This is a genomic window from Nonomuraea glycinis (assembly GCF_014646515.1).
Classification (GTDB): Bacteria; Actinomycetota; Actinomycetes; order Streptosporangiales; family Streptosporangiaceae; genus Nonomuraea; species Nonomuraea glycinis.
In genome coordinates this window covers 136,017-152,582 of record NZ_BMNK01000018.1, presented here as the reverse complement: position 1 = coordinate 152,582, position 16,566 = coordinate 136,017, and the positions used below count along the sequence as shown (strand labels likewise).

Genomic DNA, 16,566 nt, shown 5'->3' with positions numbered 1-16,566 from the left:
CCCCGCGCCGGGCGTCAGGTGGTGGGGTGGGCGCCGGAGCGGGCGAGGGGTGGCAGGACAGCCTGGGCGTCGGCGCCGCTGATCCAGAGGCCGATCATGAAGGCCGCCGTCGCCTCCAGGAGTTTCGCCCGGTCCAGGCCGCCGGCGTACACCGGGGTGCAGCCGAGGTCGGTGACCAGCGTGCGGGTCGTCGCGAGGGCGTGCTCGTCGTCCCCGCACAGGGGTACGGCCAGCGGCCGGCCGTCGAAGACCGGAGGCGTCATGCGCCAGATGTTCACGTGGCACAGGTTGAAGGCTTTCACCACGTGTCCGCCCGTGGATTCGGCGATCAGCTCGGCCAGTGAGCGTGTCACGTCATAAGCACCCGGTCCGACGGCATTCGTCACGTCGATTACTGGCTTGTCCCTCATTGCCGGGCCTGCTGCTCGTAGCACGTCGTGCAGTCCTGCTTCGGTGACAGCCACCATCACCACCTCGCCGTACTCGGCGGCCTCCGCCCACGTCCCCGCCCGAACGACAGCGACCTCAGGCTCAGGCGATGCGAGCTGTGGCTGTCCCGGCTGGGAAGGGGCGCGGTAAGGCCCTGCGGCGGTGGTCATCTTCTGGGCCAGGGCGGCGCTCGCCACCGGGTCCCTGCCGCTGACCATGATCTCGTGGCCCGCCGTGAGCCACTGGGTGCCGAGGGCGTCGGCCATGTTGCCCGCGCCCAGGATTCCGATCCGCATGTTCGTCCTCCGCGTGTCAGTACTTTCTACGCAGGACTGTAGAAAGGTCGTCACACACCATCCGGTGCCTAACGGAGGACCCCGTGTTTCTCGCCGACTGTCAGGCCAGACTCGCCTTCGACCTGATCTCCAACACCTGGACCGCGGTCGTCGTCTGGTCGCTACGCCATGGGCCAAGACGCCCCGGCGACCTGCGTACCGAGATCGGCGGCATCAGCCCCAAGGTCCTGACCGAGACGCTGCGCCGCCTGGAGTCCAACGGCCTGGTCGCGCGGCGGTCGTACGCGGAGGCGCCGCCGCGCGTGGAGTACGATCTGACGGACCTGGGCCGGACACTGCTGGGCCCGATCGGGGCCCTGGGCGAGTGGGCCTTCGACCACGCCGACGAGGTCCTGGCCGCCCAGGATCGACGCATCCGCGCCCCGATGCCGCGATCGAACGGCTGATGCCCTGCGGGCGACTCACCTGATGCTGTTCAGCTTCTTGTACGCCGCGACGGCGGACGAGATGTTCTGGTTGAAGGTCAGGTCCTTGTTCAGGTCGAGGCAGAGCACCGTGATCTGCAGATCGTCGCGCTCGGCGTACGGCTCCGGCTCGTTCGGGTCGTTGTCCCACTTGCGCAACCGCTGGGTCTCGTCGAACTGGTTCAGCAGGTCGGCGCACCCGCCCTGGACCCGCTTCTGCCCCCACCAGGCGCCGCCGCACGCCGGCCGCTCGGTGAACACCCAGTCGATGACGTTGGCCGTCGGCCACTGGTCTCCCCGCCGGAGGTCGGTGAAGAAGTCGCTGCGGTAGAAGAGCGCCTCGGAGTGGCTGTCGTTCGTCCTGACCTGCTTGCCGCTCCAGTTGGCGTCCAGGTAGTAGCCCACGCCCTGGCTGGCCAGCGTGTGCGCGAGCGGCTTGAAGCCCAACTGCGCCTTGCCCGCGCCTCTGAGCCCGAAGTGGAAGGTCGCGACATTCATCCCGGCGGTGACGCCCTTGTTTCTGACCCGGTAATCCATCGCGGCGATCGTGCGCGGGTCGATACCGTACTGCGCGACGGGGATGACTTCGAACTGCATACGTGAGCTCCTCCTGGCTGGGCGTGCGGCCGCCTTCCAGAAGTTATGTCGATCTTCAGTGGATGTCGAGAGCGCTTCGGCGGATCGGGGCGTTTGATCCCAGGGGTTGACCCCTGTCAGATCTGAACGGCAGAGCCGCCATCATCACCGGAGACGGAGGGCCCGGACAGCCCGGTGGCCGTGGGGTCAGAGGGAGAGGGTCAGGTCGAAGGTGCCCTGGTGGGGGATGCGGAGGGCGTGGAAGCGGCGTTCGCCCAGGTAGCGGACCGTGCCGGCGGCCAGCGTGGCGGGGGTGGCGGTGCCCCAGCGGAAGCGGATCGTGGTCCGGCCGCGCCGCAGGTCGAAGCCGTCGGCGGTGGCGGTCACGGAGTTGCCGTGCTGGGCGCGGGTGCCGTCGGTGAAGGTGAGTTCGTCCGTCGGCAGCAGGATGAGCGGGATCTGCTCGAACGCGGGCGCGTTCGCCCGGACGGAGCGGCGCAGTGTCTGGCGGGTGACGTGCACGTCGGTGGTGACGGCGGCGTTGCCGTAGCGGATGCCGAAGGCGCCGGGGGCGCGACCGCCGGTCCACGGGCGGCCGCCGGGGGCGCCGTGGAAGTAGGCGGCGGGCAGCGGGCCGTTGGAGTCGGGCTGCTGGCCGGGGAAGACGGTGGACCAGCAGGCGTGGTTGTTGTCGTTGAGCGCCTGGATGATCGTGCCCGCCTCGGGGTGCCAGAGGAAGGTCAGGCCGGTGCGGGTCTGGACGTCGGCGCGGGCGCCGAAGTAGCCGCCCAGGTACAGGCCGGGCTTGCGAACGAACAGGAAGTCCTGGCCGTTGTCCTGGCGCAGCTCCACGAAGTCGTGGTCGCGCAGGTAGGGCAGCCGGGCGATGGCGGCGGCCCGCTGACGCCGGGTGGGGAACCGCTCGCCGTACAGGGCGTGGGACAGGACGCGCGGGGAGGTGTCCTGCTTGGCGAGCGGCCCCACCGGCTCGGCGGAGGCGGCCCAGGCGGCGCGGGCGTCGGCGAGGTCCTCGCGGGCGGTCATGAACGCGGCCAGCTGCGGCACCTGGCCGGTGAAGACCCAGTTGAGCGCGGTCCGGTCCGGGTCGGGCCGGACCTCGGCGTAGAAGCGGGAGCTGGTGCGCGTGGAGGTGGCGACGTTCGTCATGTAGCCGGAGCCGTCGGGCTCGCGCAGCAGGTTGTAGCCGAGCCAGTCGGTGTACTTGGCGGCCATGTCGACCAGGACCGGGTCGCGGGTCTGGTGGTAGGCGTCGGCGAGCTCGGGGAGCATGACCTCGAAGTTGTAGTTCATGTCGGCGCCGCGCTGCTCGTAGAAGAACCCGGCGGGGCTCTGGCCGTTGGCGGCGATCCGGGCGAAGGCCTCGGTCAGCCGGGTGCGCAGGGCGGGGTCGTGGTCGAGGTTGAGGGCGAGCCCGGCGCCGGCCAGCCCGGAGGCCGTCTGGTTGGCGTACTCCAGCCGCGGCTGCCAGACGGTCCCGTTGGCCGGGTCGAGGAACCAGGTCATGGCGGTGCGCAGGGCCGTGGTGAGCTGGGCCCGCCGCTCGGGCAGCGCGCCGGATCGGCGCAGGATCTGCAGGGTCTTGCTGAGGTAGCCGATGCCGAACCCGGTGGCGGCCATGTGGTGTTCCTGGCGGTGGTATTCCGGGAACGATCCATCGGCGTGCTGCAACGACAGGTAGTGCCCGAGCCCGGCGTCGAGGGCGGCGAGCAGCGCGGGGTCGCCCGCGTACGGGTTCCACGGGCGGGCGTTGGCGTGGAACCAGGCGAGCGTGAAGACGTGCTCCTGCACCCGGGCGTTGTACGGCGCGGCGGGGTTACGCCACCAGCCGCCGGCGAAGAAGCCGCTGTCGTCCATGTCGTTGACCATGGGCGCGAGGGTCGCCAGGTAGGGCGCGAACCGCTGCTCGGCGGGCGTGAACAGGCGGCGGTCCGGCGCTCCGGCGGGTAAGGGGGCGAGGCCGGGCACGGCGGCGGCCCGGGCGGTGCCGGGCACGGCCGCCGTCAGAAGGGCGGCGCCGAGGAGGGTGCGGCGAGTGAGCATGGTCAGCCTTTCAGACCGGTGTGCGCGAGACCTTCGATGAACTGCCGCTGGGCCAGCACGAACACCACCAGGATCGGCAGCGCCGTCATCGTGGCGGCCGCGAGCTGCACGTTCCACATGGGTCCGCCGTAGGCGTCGACGAACTGGGTGAGCGCCTGCGGGAGGGTGAAGTTGGCCGGGGTGGACAGGTAGACGATGGGTTCGAGGTAGAGGTTCCAGGAGTGCAGGAAGGTGAAGATGGCGACCGCGCCGAGGGCGGGGCGGGCCAGCGGCAGCGCGACCCGGTAGAAGGTGCCGAACCGGCCGAGCCCGTCGACGCGGGCGGCCTCCTCCAGCTCGCCGGGCAGGGTGATGAAGAACTGCCGCATGATGAAGGTGGCCAGGACGCTGGGGGCGCCGAAGATCGGCACCAGGATCAGCGGCCAGTGGGTGTCGCTCATCCCGAAGTCGTGGAACATCTGGAACAGCGGGACGATCGTGACCTCGCTGGGGATCAGCAGGCCGACGAGCACGACCACGAACAGCACGTTCTGCCCGGGGAAGCGGATGCGGGCGAAGGCGTAGCCGGCCATCGCGGCCACCGCCATGGTGCCCACGGTGACGACGGCCGCGATGTAGAGGCTGTTCCAGTACTGCTGGGCGAACGGCTGCAGCTCGAAGACCCGGCTGTAGGAGGTCAGGTCCCACCGGTCGGGCACCAGGGTGGGCGGGAAGGCGAAGATCTCGTTGATCGGCTTGACCGACGAGGTGACCATCCACCAGGTGGGGAAGACGAACGGCACACACAGGACGCACAGCAGGCCGTACAGCGAGAGTTTGACCCTACGACTCATGGAAGACCCACTTCCGGCGCATCCGCCACTGCACGAGCGTGAGCGCCGCGACGATCAGGAACAGCAGGACCGACAGCGTGGCGCCGTAGCCGAAGTGCCGGAACTGGAAGGCCTGCTGGTAGAGGTAGTAGACGAGGACCGTGGTCGACATCCCGGGGCCGCCCTGGGTGAGGACCGCGATCTGGGCGAACACCTGCAGTGACCCGACCACGGTGATGATCGAGGTGAGCAGGATGGTGGGGCTGATCAGCGGCACGGTGATGCGCAGGAAGCGCACCCAGGCGTTCGCGCCGTCGAGCTCGGCGGCCTCGTAGAGCTGGCGCGGCACGCCCTGCAGCGCGGCCAGGAACAGCACCATGTTGAGGCCGACGTTCTTGATCACCTGGACGACGACGACGGAGAGCAGCGCGGTGGCGTCGCCGCGCAGCCAGTTGGGGCCGTCGACGCCGACCGCGCCGAGCAGGCCGTTGATGCCGCCGTCGCCCTGCAGCAGGAACTGCCAGACGATGGTCCAGGCGACCAGCGACACCAGCACCGGCGAGAAGAACAGGGTGCGGAAGAAGGTGGTGCCGGCCAGCTTCTGGTTGAGCAGGATGGCCAGCAGCAGGGCGAGCGCCAGGTTGAGCACGACCAGGCCGATGGAGAACAGGGTGGTGCTGGTCAGCACCTCGCCCATCTTCGGGTCGGCGAGCAGCTTGGCGTAGTTGGCGCCGCCGACGAAGTCGAACGTGCCGGCCAGGACGTTCCACTCCTGGAGGCTGTACCAGCCGACGAGGGCCAGCGGCAGCAGGACGAACAGCACGCTGCCGGCCAGTTGCGGTGAGATGAGCAGGTATCCGACGAGGGCGTCGCGGCGCGGGATGGTCCAGAAGGGGCCGCGCCGGGCGGCGGTGTGACCCGCCACCCGATCACGGAGCTGCGTTGCCGCCATGTCACGCACCGAGCATGGGCTGGATCTTCGCGCACACGCCGTCCAGCACCGTCTTGACGTCGGCGTCGGCCGTCCACAGTGGGTCGAGCGCGGCTCTGATGGTCTGCGCCAGCTCGGCCTGGCCGGTGTGGCTGGGCTTGACGACGCCGGTCTCGATGCCGTCGATCACGACCTGCTGAAGCTGGTCGGGCTTGAGCAGCGGGTTCGTCTTGGCCATGGTGTCGGCGGTGAGCAGGGAGCTGCGGGCCGGCGGGAAGTAGGCGGCGAGTTTGGCGGAGTTGGCGGGGTTGGTGAAGAAGGTGAGGAAGTCGGTGGCCAGTTCGGCGTTGGGCGACTTCTTCAGCACGCCGATCCCGGCCTGTCCGATCACCGCGTACTTCCCCTTGGGCCCGGACGGCAGCGGGACGAGGTCCCAATCGAAGGTGCCCTCCTTGAGCATGGCGGCCCGGGAGATCTGCGCGATCACCATGGCGGAGTCGCCCGCGAAGAAGTCGGCCACGGTGCCGGGGCCCGGCATGGCCTTGTCCTTGAAGATCGAGGTGTGCAGGAAGGTCATCGCCTCGACCATCTCGGGGCTGTTGAACTGACAGCTCTTGCCGTCGTCGCTGTAGGCCTTGGCGCCCCAGCCGCCCCAGACGGTGGCCAGGTTGTCCCAGCCCTTGTAGTCGAAGTCGAGGATGGTCATGCCCTGCTTGCCGTCCTTGGCGACGGCCGCGTTGACCTTGCTGACGTGCTCCCAGTCCCACTGGCCGGCCTTGATGAGCTCCTGCGGGAACTTCTGCTTGGCGGCCTTGACCAGGTCGGTGTTGACGAACATGCCGAACGGCGAGGTGGAGAACGGGTAGGCGTACAGCTCGCCGTCCCGCTGCCACAGCTTGGTGGTGGAGGGGACGAGCTCCGCGGCGTTCTCGATCTTGCTGTTCAGCGGGGCGAGCGCGCCGGAGCCGACGAAGTCGGGGGCGGAGCTCTCCAGGATCCAGGCCAGGTCGGGGGCCTTGCCGCCGGCGATCTGGGTGGTGATCGTGGTGGTGTAGTTCTCGAACGGGATGGTGTCGAAGGTGATCGAGCCGACGTTCGGGTGGGCCTTGCGATACTCGTCGGCGATCTCGTTGAACAGCTTCAGGTGGGCCTCGTTGGAGGTCCAGATGGTCATGCGGAGCGGCTGCGGTCCCTGCGCCACAGGGGTCTCGCCGCCGCCGCACGCGGTGACCGCGAGCAGGGTGGTCAGCGAGACGGCCGCCAGTTTCCCGAGTGCCTTCATGATGAGTTCTCCTTCAGTAACCGGTGACGTCGGGCCAGCGCAACTCGACCCCGTCACGGGTGAGCCGGTGCTGGTAGTCGGCCAGGAGCCGCTCGCTCGCGCGTACGGCGTGCGGGGTCGTGGCGTGGTCGAGGCAGAACGCGGCCAGCGCGCCCGCGGCCTCGCCGACGTTCCACTCCACCGGGTGCAGGCGGTAGGCGCCGTTGGTGATGTGGGTGGTGCCGATGTTCTTGGAGGCGGGCAGCAGGTTGGCCATCCGCTGCGGGATCAGCGCGCCGAGCGGGATCTGGAACGGCGAGCTGGCCACGTCGATGTAGTTGTCGCCGCCCGTGGACGGGTGCAGGTCGATGCGGTACATGCCGATGCCGACCGAGTCGGCGTAGGAGGCGGCGCCCTTGTCGCCGCGCACCGCCACGGACACGTCCTGCTCGGTAACGGTCGTCAGGGCCCGGATGCGGCGGGACTCGCGGATGTAGGGCGCCTGGGCCAGGCCGTCGGCGCTGCCGGTGACGTCGCCGCGCAGCCGCAGGCCGGGGTGGCCGGTGCCGCCGTCGGTGCGGGGCGCCTCGGTCTGCAGCCAGTAGAGCACCGACATGGACAGCTCCCGGGCCGCCGCCAGGTGCCGGTCGGCGTCGGGCACGTCGATGACTGGCCCCTCCAGATAGTCGATCATCGGCCAGTTGACCAGCGTGATGTCGCTGTCGTAGGCGCCGGGCACGAAGTTGTCGCGGGCGGCGATCCTGCGGAAGGTCCACAGGTTGGCGTCGCCCGGGTTGACCCGCTGGTCGGCCTCCACCAGGCGGGGGTCGTCGCCGGGGTTGGGGGTGAAGGAACGCTCCACGATCTCCAGCGTCCGCGGGCTGGGGCAGCGCCACGACAGCAGCTTGTCGCCCCAGAACGGCGGCTGGTAGGCGCGCCAGAAGTCGTAGGAGTCCGGCTTGTCGATGGTGTGGTCGCCGTCGACGTGGTCGAGGGCGAAGCACACGGAGACGGCCTGCATGTTGAGCGGCTGCGCCTCGGCGGGCGCGCTCGGCTCGCCCGTCTCGGCCTGCGACTCGAACCCGGTCACGTACTCCGCGCCGGTCAGCGGCAGCAGCTCGCCGGTCTCGGTGGCGTCCAGCACGTACGCGCCCAGCGCCGTGACGTCCTCGCCGCCGTCGCGGTGCGCGAGCCGCACCGCGCTCACCCGGTCGCCGTCCACCTGCGCCTCGACGGGCCGGTACGGCTGCAGCACCCGCAGCCGGCCGGAGCCCCGGTACGGCGCGAGCATCGCCTCGATGACCGAGACGGCGACCCTGGGCTCGTGGCACAGCCTGCTGACGTGGCCGGCGCCGGGGTTCAGCTCCTGCCAGGCGCGGGCCCGCTCGGTGAGCGGGTAGTGGTCGCGGTAGTAGCGGCGGATGCCCTCCCGCAGCGCCCGGTAACTCGCGGTGACGCCGAACCGCTCGACCCAGGTGTGCTCGTCCGGCGGCACGGCCTGGCTGGTGAGCTGGCCGCCCAGCCAGTCGTACTCCTCGGTGAGGATCACCGAGCGGCCGGCTCGCAGCAGGGCCAGCGCGGCGGCGACGCCACCCAGCCCGCCGCCGACGACGACCGCGTCTGCCGATATCTCAACCACGTGGGGGTTACCTCTCTCAGTTCTGTACGGGAGCGTTCTGTACGGGAGCGTTCTGTACGGGAGCCAGGGTCGAGCCTTCGACCAGCTCGCACGGCAACATGTCCTGGGGTGCTCCGCCGCTCTCCAGCACTTGGGTCAGCAGCTCGACGGCCCTGCGGCCCATCTCGCGCCGGGGGATGCGCAGGCCGGTGAAGTCGATGTCGGTGCGCACCGGCGTGGTGTGCGCGCCGAGCACCAGCACCGACAGGTCGCGCGGCACGTCCAGCCCGCGCTCGCGGGCCGCCCGCACGATCGCGACCCCGTCGGCGAGCTCTTCGGCGAGTACGGCGGTCGCGCCGGTGTCGAACAGCCCGTCGGCCGAGGTCAGATGCAGCCCCTCGGCGCCGACCGCCGCCACCGCCTCGGTGAAGCCGCGCAGCCGGTCACTGTACGACTCGGCGCCGACTCCCACGCCCACGTAGGCCAGGCGCCGGTGGCCGAGCGCCGCCGCGCGCTCGACGAGCGCGCGGACCGCCGGCGGGTAGTCGGCGCCGACGTAGGGCACCGGCCCGCCGGCGTCGTCGCGGCGACCCACCGACACGAACGGGATCCCCTCGGTCAGCAGCCTCGCCAGGTCGTCCTTGTCGACGGTACGGCCGAGCAGCACGCAGCCGTCCGCCAGCCGGATCCGGCTCTCCGCGCTGAATATCCGCCGCCGCTCCCCCTGCACGACCTTGGCGCTGGTGAACAGCAGCAGGTCGCAGCCCGCCTCCTCGGCGCACTCCTCGATGCCGACGAGGAAGGGGTGGTAGAAGTCGGCGCTTTCGGCGGGGAAGACCGCCTCGTAGGTGAAGACGCCGAGGATCCGGTTGCGCCGGTCGGCCAGCCGCCTGGCGACCGGGTCAGCGACGTAGCCGGTCTCCCTGATCACCTGCAGCACGCGGTCGCGGGTCTCCTGGGAGATCCTGACCTCGCCCTCGGCCCGGCCGTTGAGCACCAGCGACACCGTCGTCTGGCTCACTCCGGCCATCCGCGCGATGTCCTGCTGCGTGAGGCGCCGACCTGAAACAGTCACAGTCCGTATCATCCCGTCTAGGTGGTAATGCGCATTAGCTCGACATTTTGGAACCACGCTGACGGGGCAGTCAAGGGCTAATAGCGGTGATAATCCGTATTAGCTGGAAAAATGCGGATTCTGGTCACGGACACGTAACGTCACCGTGATCAGGCGAAGATCCGCTCCAGCGCCTCGGCCACGCCGTCCTGGTCGTTGGAGAGCGTCCGGCGCTCCACCGCGTCCAGGACGAGCGGGTGCGCGTTGGCCATCGCGTAACCCGCTCCCGCGAAGGTGAGCATCGCCAGGTCGTTCGGCATGTCCCCGAACGCCACCACCTGCTCCGCCGGCACGCCCAGCCGTGCACACAGGCCCGCCAGGGTGCCCGCCTTGGTCACCCGCGCGGCGCTGATCTCCAGCAGTCCCCGTACGCCGGAGTGCGTCACCTCGGCCTGCCCGTCGATCGCGGCCACGGCGGCGGTGAACATGTCGTCCAGCGGGTGGGTGTCCGACCAGACGAGCAGCTTGACGATGGGCTCCCCCTCGGCGCACACGTCCGGCACCGAGCGCCAATAGGCCAGGTCGGTGGGGATGTGCCGGTGGTAACCCGGCTGGAACAGCACGCCCCGGCCCGTCTCCGCCGCGAAGGTCACCCCCGGCAGCGCCTCGGCCAGCGTGGCGATGATCGTCACGGCCGCCGCCGGGGCGATCGGGGACATGGTGACGATCTCGTCGGCGGTCACGTCGTACACGATGGCGCCGTTGCTGCAGAGCGCCGTGCCCAGCTCGCCCGTCTGCCGGGCGATGGGTTCGAGGCTGCGGGGCGGGCGGGCGGTGACGAACACGATCTCGGCCCCGGACCGGCGCGCCAGGCGCAGCGCTCGCCGGGTCCGCTCGGAGACCGAGCCGTCCGAGCGCAGGAGGGTGCCGTCCAGGTCCGTGGCCACGACGCGGGGAGTAGTCACGCCTCCGAGGTTAGTCAGATGCGCATCTCCGACGGCAGAAGGGTGTGAGCGTTGGTCAGCTCCACGCCGAGCAGCTCACCGGACGCCGCGTAGTCGAGCACGACCTCGTCGGCCACGATCTGGCGCACCACATCGCCTGGCATGATTTCATGCTTCATCGCGATATAAGCGATGTTCTGGCCTTTTTCCCAGTTCACGTACACGATCTGCGGGCGGCTGCCCGTCGGCTCGTCGTCCCAGTTCAGCAGGCCCTCCTTGGCCTCGTGCGAGCCGGAGAGCGCGGCGCGCGTGGTCGCGACCGCGAGCTCCACCGCCTGCAGCGAGTCGACCCCGGTCACCTTCCGCTCGTGCTCCCAGCCGGCCAGCCCGTCGATCCGGTACGGGCACGACCACTCGCCCGTCGGCTCCTCGTACGGCAGGCCGATCGTGACGACCACCTCCCCGGCCGGGTCGGTGCACAACGTGAGCGTCCGCTGGGCGATCTCGTACATGCCAGGTGACTACCCGTCGGCCGCCCCGAAAGACCGCCCTCTTATGAACTCTGGCCGATATGCCCGAGATGCCGGATCCTTAGGAAGGTGGGAGCCCCATGTATCAGCCGCCAAACCCCCATACATACGGCTTCCGCCCACTAGTCTGCCTAGGTCGTGAGGGGGCCCAAGGTGAACGAATCGTTCGGCACACGGTTGCGGGCGAGGCTCGACAAGCACGGACCGCTCTGCGTCGGGCTCGACCCGAGCCCGGAACTGCTGCACGCGTGGGGACTCGACGACTCCCCCGCCGGCCTCGACCGGTTCAGCCGGACGGTGGTCGACACGGTCAGCGACCTGGTGGGGGTCGTCAAACCGCAGTCGGCCTTCTACGAGCGCTGGGGCAGCCGGGGCATCGCCGTGCTGGAGCAGACGATCGCCGACCTGCGGGACGCGGGCACGCTCGTCCTGCTGGACGTCAAACGCGGCGACATCGGCAGCACCATGACCGCCTACGCCGAGGCGTACCTCGACCGCGGCAGCCCGCTCGCCGCCGACGCGGTGACGCTCAGCCCCTACCTGGGCTTCGGCAGCCTACGGGGCGCCATCACCTCCGCCCTCGCCAGCGACGCCGGCGTCTTCGTCCTCGCCCGCACCTCCAACCCCGAGGCCACCGCCCTGCAGAGCGCCGTGGCGGGCGAGATCTACGAAGGAGTACGGGCGGCCAACACAGGCCACTCCCCCTTGGGCTCGATCGGCGTCGTCGTCGGCGCCACCGTCCTCGACCCTGGCTACCCGCTCGACCACCTCAACGGCCCGGTCCTGGCCCCGGGGCTGGGCGCCCAGGGCGCCTCCCCCGCCGACATCGGCCGCCTGTTCGCCCCCGTACGACACGCGGTCGTCCCGTCGGCCTCCCGAGCTGTCCTGGCGGACCCGGCCAAGCTACGCATGCGAACGGAACGCTACCGGGACGAGTGCGTCCACCATCTCTCGTCGTGACATCCTCCACCCGTCCGGCCCTTGTCACTCGACTCAGCCGATCACGCGGCCCGGCGTATCAAGCCAGTAGCGCTGCCCGTCGGGGGCGACCGTCATACCGAACCGGTCGCGCCGGGGCTCGCCCCACCTCACCCATTGGAAGTAGGCGGCGACGACCTCCTCCCACACCTGCCGGTCGCTCAGCTCGTACAGCGTGTACTCGGTTCGTCCCTCCTCCCAGATGACCAGGGCCTTCTCCTGCGGACGAACGGTGCTGGACACCCAGGCCCTGAAACACTCCGGCTCGGCGCGGGTGTCCAGCCGCACCCCGGCCAGTGCGGCGATCGTCAGCCTCGCGCCGGGCGGCGCACCGGCGATCATGCGGGGGTCCACGCGCGTGGTGCTCTCCCGCGGCTGCACCCCTTCCGGGTCCGGCAGATGGACATACCGCTGCGACCGCATGGTCATGTAGGAGGCGTACTCGCGGAACCTGCCCTGCGCGGTGCCGTCCGGCAGCACGACCAGCCGCAGCACGTGCCCTTCACCGACCCCCATCTGCATGGGCGTGACGATCACCCCTCCAGGGCGGCACTGCTCGACCCAGGCGTACGGCACCGTCCGCACGGCGCACGTGACGTGCACGCGGTCGAACGGGGCGCGCTCAGCAGCCCCATCGGCACCGTCACCAACGATCAGGTGCGGCCGCAGACCCGCCGCGGCGAGGTTCTTCGCCGCCGCCTCGGCAAGGGACGGATCGACCTCGACCGAGGTCACGTTCGCCTCCCCCGCCAGGTGGCAGAGCAGCGCGGCCGTCCATCCCGTACCGGTGCCCACCTCCAGCACGCGATCCCCCGGCCGGGGATCGAGCAGTTCGAGCAGGTCGGCGACCGTCGCGGGCGCCGACGACGACGAGCTGTAACTGCCGTCCAGGTCGCGCAGCTCGGTCGCGCCGTCGTCGAGCTGCGTCACGAGCGCCGTCTCGGTGTAGACGCCGCGCAGCCACAGTTCGGGGTCGGCCTCCCGGTCGATCAGGATCGGCGGCCGATCGTTGCCGACGATCAGCGCCACCGGTGGAACGTACTCGTGCCGCGGCACCGACCGCAGGGCGCGCTCGATCCGGCTCTCCATCGGCGACCGCACCGTTTCGATCCGGGCGATCATGGTGTCCAGCAGAGGGCCGAGGTCGGTCACTTCTTGCCGCCGTCGGCGGGCTTCTCCCGCGTGCCGCCCCCCTCGGCGTTGCCGTCGTGCGACTGATCCTTGTCAGGCTTGAACGTCTCGTAGTCGTGCTTCTTGTCGCCCTCGTGCTTACCCACAGTGATCTCCCTTCGCTCCACGCGGCCTTGCTGAGCGTGATCGTATGGACACTCGAAGTCTCCGAGCAAGCAGCCCAAAGGAGATGGCGCCCTGTCCGCTCGTCACCCTCAGCTTCCTCCCGCCGCCGTCCGCCACCGACCGATGTCCACGCACTGACAGTGACAGCCCAGCGCGGGCGCCGGGTGGCTCTCGAACTGACGGCGCGTGTGGATCTTCGCCCACACTCTGTGGCCGATTGCGTCGTCGCCCTCGTAGCCGACCTGGTGCGCGAGTGCGGCGACGATGGCCAGGCCCCTGCCGTGCTCAGCTATGGTCCGGCACGGGGCGCCGAAGCGGGGGACGCCGCCCCAGCCGCAGTCGTAGACCGAAAGGGTGATCGTGGCGGTCGTACGGACGATCTCGACGATGAAGGTCCCCTCGGGACGGCCGCTGCTGGTGTGCTGGACGGCGTTGGCGCTGAGCTCGGCGATGATCTGCTCGGCGTCGTCCCGGCAGGGGGAGTCGAGCAGCAGGAAGCGGGTGAAGTGGCGGGCGGTCGGGATCTGGGCGAAAGCGCCGGGGAAGGTGCGCCGCCAGACCAGGCCGCCGGGGTGTAGGTCGATCATCGCATCGACGAGCTCGCGTTTGACGTGGCACGGCTGATCTTGCTCGTGTTGCCGGGGGATGATCAGGGCGGCGGCGACATGCACTGGGACTTCTCCGTGGGGAAGAGGATCGATGTGTCACCGAAAGGTTGCCCCTCCAGACAAGCGATGGTGATCCCCACCGTAAGTTGCTGAGCCTCCCCTACCGGCATAGCGCCGACCTGGGCGAATCCGTCAGCGTTCATGATCGGCATCCCGCCGTGCCCCCAGGCATGCTCGACCTAGTGCGCAATGTGACCGTCGCATTACACTCGGTGGCCAATGTCTGATGGAGGTGGGGCGGATGGCCAGTGAAGGCTATTTGGTGCTGCAGCAGACCCGGGTGTGGAGTCAGCGGCTCCGGGAGAAAGGTCTCACCTGGGATCAGATCGCCGAGGTGATCGCGCTCACCCACGACGTCACCCCGTTGCGGCTGTATCGGCTGGCACACGGCCACACCGCGGCCGACGTGGTCGCGCTGGTCAACGACGCCGATCCGGCGGGCACCGCCGCACTTCGGGAGTCACGCCTGTACGACTTCGAGTCGCACACCGGGCGTAGGCCACCCGCACGCTTGCTCGCCGCCTTGGCCATGGTCTACCAGACAACCGCCCGCAACCTGGTGCCCAGTGCGAGGCTGGCATCGTACGGAGCCGCAGATCATGAGGTGATCGACCGGGCGGACTTCCGAGCCTCAGACGCTAACCGGACCGCTGCTCCACGCCATGTCACCATGGACGAGAGCGCAGCAGTCACCGCCGCTGACACGGCGCCCCTGGACGCCGCAGCGTGCGTACGGCTGCTACACGCCACCGGCGCCGAGGAGGCCGACGTGAAGCGACGCGAGCTGCTCTTCGAACTGGCCCTGGTCTTCGGCGGCAGTCAGGCGCTCAGCCTGCTGCGCATCCTCACCCCTGAGGAAGAGGAACGCCTGGCCGGCGTACTGCGCAACACCTGGCGGATGGACGAGGCCACCGTACGGACCTTCGAGAAGCTGACCTTGCAGGCGCGGCGAGCCGACGACGTCTCCGGCCCCGCGACGTTGCTGCCAGCGGTCAACGGACAGCGAACGGCCGTCGGCAAACTCCTCGCCCGCGAGTCGATGGCACCGGGCCTGCGCGACCGGTTGCTCGACACGTACGCACAACTATCGCAGTTGACCGGCTACCTGACCTACGACCTGTGTGAGTACACGGCAGCCGAACAGCCCCTGCGTGACGGGTTGCGTGCGGCACTCGATCTCGGAGATCCGACGTTGATCGCCTTCATGCACTACTGGCTGGGCAGGATGGCCACTGACCAGAACCGGACGGCCGCCGTCTTCGACCATGCCTTCGCCCTGCAGAGCTGGGCCGCCCGATCTCCGAGCAAGCTGCTCACCTCGTTGCATCAAGCGCTGTGCGCGCTCGCCCACGCCGCCGAGGGTGATGCCTCTGGGAGTGCCCGCGCGCATGAGAACGCGCTCGCGTCAGCCGGAGCTCCGAAAGAGAACGAGCCGACGTTCTTGTACTGGGTCGCGCCACCCGTAGTGGAATCCAGGAGGAGCACCTTGCTGATCCGACTGAATCAACCCCGAGACGCCGTGAACGCGGCAGAGCGTTATCTGGCCGGGCATGATCCCAGGTTCACGAGGCTTCATGGGTTCGCACTCGCCCGGTACGCCCGCGCTTTGACGGCGGCCAAGGAGATCCCCGAGGCGGCTGCCCGGCTGACCGAGGCCGCCGACATCACCAAGCAGCACAGCTCCGCCCGCCTGGCCCAGGAGATCCACCAGGCCCGAGCCCGGCTGGAACCTTGGGCGACCACCACATACGTCCACCAACTGGATGAGACCTTGCGCTCCTGCGGCCTCACCTCGGCAGGGCCGGCAGCAAGAACTTGAGCGGATGGGGCGGTGAGGCAAGGCCGATGGAAGGCAATGTCTTTGAGCCCCGGTAAAGGCGCTTCACTCTGGAACAGGGTCCGGGAGGGCTAGATAGGGGTGTTCCGTGTCCAGCCACCGGTGGTCCAGTCGCACCCCCGTGGCCAGTTCGATGGCCGTCAGGAAACCTGCTTTCCAGCTCCAGCCGTCGTCTCTCCCGGTCCAGTCTTCGTCCTCGAAGTCGAAGAACTCACTCATCGCCGCCAGTTCGGGCCACCGCGCCAGGTTCGGGTGATCCTCAGGATTTCCTGGGAACAGCCCGTCGATCGAAACAAGCACCTCGCCGTCGACGGCAAGGGACAGGCGGTTCACAGAGTTGACGTTCCACCAGGCGCTGTAGACCCGGGCATTCGACGCCAGCCGCCGGAGCGCTCCGGGCGAGGATCCGAGATGGTCGAGCCCGTACAGGACGACTGCCGCACCGGATCGATCCATGACCCCGCGCGGGCCTGGGTGCGGCAGGGGAAGATTGACGATGTTGGGCTTCGCCGATCCGTGCAGCTCATGGCCGGTCCCCCCGCCCAGTCGCGCGCTCACCTCATACAGGGTGAGAGAGTCCGCACCGTCACCCGGAACCACGACCGTCCAGCACATCGCCACATCCAATTCGGGATCGCTGACAAGCCGCCGGTAGCGTCCGTACACCTCATCGGCCGAAGGCCGTCGAACATCCACGTGATGGCCTCTCTGAAGATCGGTGAGCGAACCGACGATGGCACGAAATCGCGGAACCGTCTGCGAGGTGTGGCCTCCCACCGGGCTGGCCGGCCGTTGACAGGAGACGGTCCAG

Annotated in this window: 17 protein-coding genes; 3 read left to right on the top strand and 14 right to left on the bottom strand. The window is 69.4% G+C overall.

Going from position 1 to position 16,566, the window contains the following annotated elements:
• Positions 1 to 14 precede the first annotated feature (14 nt).
• Positions 15 to 725, bottom strand: a complete 711-nt coding sequence (locus IEY87_RS37170; RefSeq protein WP_189143524.1) for an NADPH-dependent F420 reductase — start codon at positions 723 to 725, stop codon at positions 15 to 17.
• A gap of 83 nt (positions 726 to 808) precedes the next feature.
• On the opposite strand from IEY87_RS37170, the gene IEY87_RS37165 reads away from it, so the two are divergent.
• Entirely contained in the window at positions 809 to 1,171 is a 363-nt protein-coding gene (locus tag IEY87_RS37165; protein WP_225277582.1) for a winged helix-turn-helix transcriptional regulator, read from the top strand.
• Positions 1,172 to 1,186: 15 nt separating this feature from the next.
• Here IEY87_RS37165 and IEY87_RS37160 read toward each other — a convergent pair whose 3' ends face one another.
• The 9 genes from IEY87_RS37160 to IEY87_RS37120 all read right to left on the bottom strand — a co-directional run bounded on the left by IEY87_RS37160 (position 1,187) and on the right by IEY87_RS37120 (position 10,958).
• Complete coding sequence (locus IEY87_RS37160) at positions 1,187 to 1,786, bottom strand: hypothetical protein (protein WP_189143523.1); 600 nt, start codon at positions 1,784 to 1,786, stop codon at positions 1,187 to 1,189.
• Positions 1,787 to 1,972: 186 nt separating this feature from the next.
• Positions 1,973 to 3,826, bottom strand: coding sequence for a hypothetical protein (locus IEY87_RS37155; RefSeq protein ID WP_225277583.1), 1,854 nt, complete (start codon positions 3,824 to 3,826; stop codon positions 1,973 to 1,975).
• 2 nt (positions 3,827 to 3,828) lie between these two features.
• Positions 3,829 to 4,659 carry a carbohydrate ABC transporter permease gene (locus IEY87_RS37150; RefSeq protein WP_189143522.1) on the bottom strand — a complete coding sequence of 277 codons (831 nt, stop codon included), beginning with the start codon at positions 4,657 to 4,659 and terminating at the stop codon, positions 3,829 to 3,831.
• The gene (locus IEY87_RS37145) at positions 4,649 to 5,590 is read right to left on the bottom strand and encodes a carbohydrate ABC transporter permease (protein WP_189143521.1); all 942 of its coding nucleotides are present in this window, start codon (positions 5,588 to 5,590) and stop codon (positions 4,649 to 4,651) included. Before IEY87_RS37145 ends, IEY87_RS37150 begins: the two co-directional genes overlap by 11 nt.
• A 1-nt stretch (position 5,591) precedes the next feature.
• A complete protein-coding gene (locus IEY87_RS37140; protein ID WP_189143520.1) occupies positions 5,592 to 6,851 on the bottom strand; it encodes an ABC transporter substrate-binding protein in 1,260 nt (419 codons plus the stop codon).
• Positions 6,852 to 6,864: 13 nt separating this feature from the next.
• Complete coding sequence (locus IEY87_RS37135; protein WP_225277584.1) at positions 6,865 to 8,469, bottom strand: FAD-dependent oxidoreductase; 1,605 nt, start codon at positions 8,467 to 8,469, stop codon at positions 6,865 to 6,867.
• 16 nt (positions 8,470 to 8,485) lie between these two features.
• Positions 8,486 to 9,523: a LacI family DNA-binding transcriptional regulator gene (locus tag IEY87_RS37130; protein WP_225277585.1), complete on the bottom strand. Its 1,038-nt coding sequence runs from the start codon at positions 9,521 to 9,523 to the stop codon at positions 8,486 to 8,488.
• A 149-nt stretch (positions 9,524 to 9,672) separates the two neighbouring features.
• A complete protein-coding gene (locus IEY87_RS37125) occupies positions 9,673 to 10,467 on the bottom strand; it encodes an HAD family hydrolase (protein WP_189143519.1) in 795 nt (264 codons plus the stop codon).
• A 14-nt stretch (positions 10,468 to 10,481) separates the two neighbouring features.
• Complete coding sequence (locus tag IEY87_RS37120) at positions 10,482 to 10,958, bottom strand: DUF2283 domain-containing protein (RefSeq protein ID WP_189143518.1); 477 nt, start codon at positions 10,956 to 10,958, stop codon at positions 10,482 to 10,484.
• A 171-nt stretch (positions 10,959 to 11,129) separates the two neighbouring features.
• On the opposite strand from IEY87_RS37120, the gene pyrF reads away from it, so the two are divergent.
• Positions 11,130 to 11,936 carry an orotidine-5'-phosphate decarboxylase gene (pyrF, locus tag IEY87_RS37115; RefSeq protein ID WP_189143517.1) on the top strand — a complete coding sequence of 269 codons (807 nt, stop codon included), beginning with the start codon at positions 11,130 to 11,132 and terminating at the stop codon, positions 11,934 to 11,936.
• A 33-nt stretch (positions 11,937 to 11,969) separates the two neighbouring features.
• On the opposite strand, the gene IEY87_RS37110 is transcribed toward pyrF, so the two are convergent.
• The 3 genes from IEY87_RS37110 to IEY87_RS37105 form a co-directional block, all read right to left on the bottom strand.
• Positions 11,970 to 13,106 (bottom strand): methyltransferase domain-containing protein, encoded by a 1,137-nt coding sequence (locus IEY87_RS37110; protein ID WP_189143516.1) that lies wholly within the window; start codon positions 13,104 to 13,106, stop codon positions 11,970 to 11,972.
• Positions 13,103 to 13,231 (bottom strand): hypothetical protein, encoded by a 129-nt coding sequence (locus tag IEY87_RS46855; RefSeq protein WP_263652593.1) that lies wholly within the window; start codon positions 13,229 to 13,231, stop codon positions 13,103 to 13,105. Before IEY87_RS46855 ends, IEY87_RS37110 begins: the two co-directional genes overlap by 4 nt.
• 108 nt (positions 13,232 to 13,339) lie before the next feature.
• Entirely contained in the window at positions 13,340 to 13,921 is a 582-nt protein-coding gene (locus IEY87_RS37105; protein ID WP_189143515.1) for an ATP-binding protein, read from the bottom strand.
• A 238-nt stretch (positions 13,922 to 14,159) separates the two neighbouring features.
• On the opposite strand from IEY87_RS37105, the gene IEY87_RS37100 reads away from it, so the two are divergent.
• A complete protein-coding gene (locus IEY87_RS37100) occupies positions 14,160 to 15,737 on the top strand; it encodes an NsdA family TPR-like regulatory protein (protein WP_189143514.1) in 1,578 nt (525 codons plus the stop codon).
• 63 nt (positions 15,738 to 15,800) lie between these two features.
• Here IEY87_RS37100 and IEY87_RS37095 read toward each other — a convergent pair whose 3' ends face one another.
• Positions 15,801 to 16,451, bottom strand: a complete 651-nt coding sequence (locus IEY87_RS37095; RefSeq protein ID WP_189143513.1) for a hypothetical protein — start codon at positions 16,449 to 16,451, stop codon at positions 15,801 to 15,803.
• Between the last annotated feature and the right edge of the window lie 115 nt (positions 16,452 to 16,566).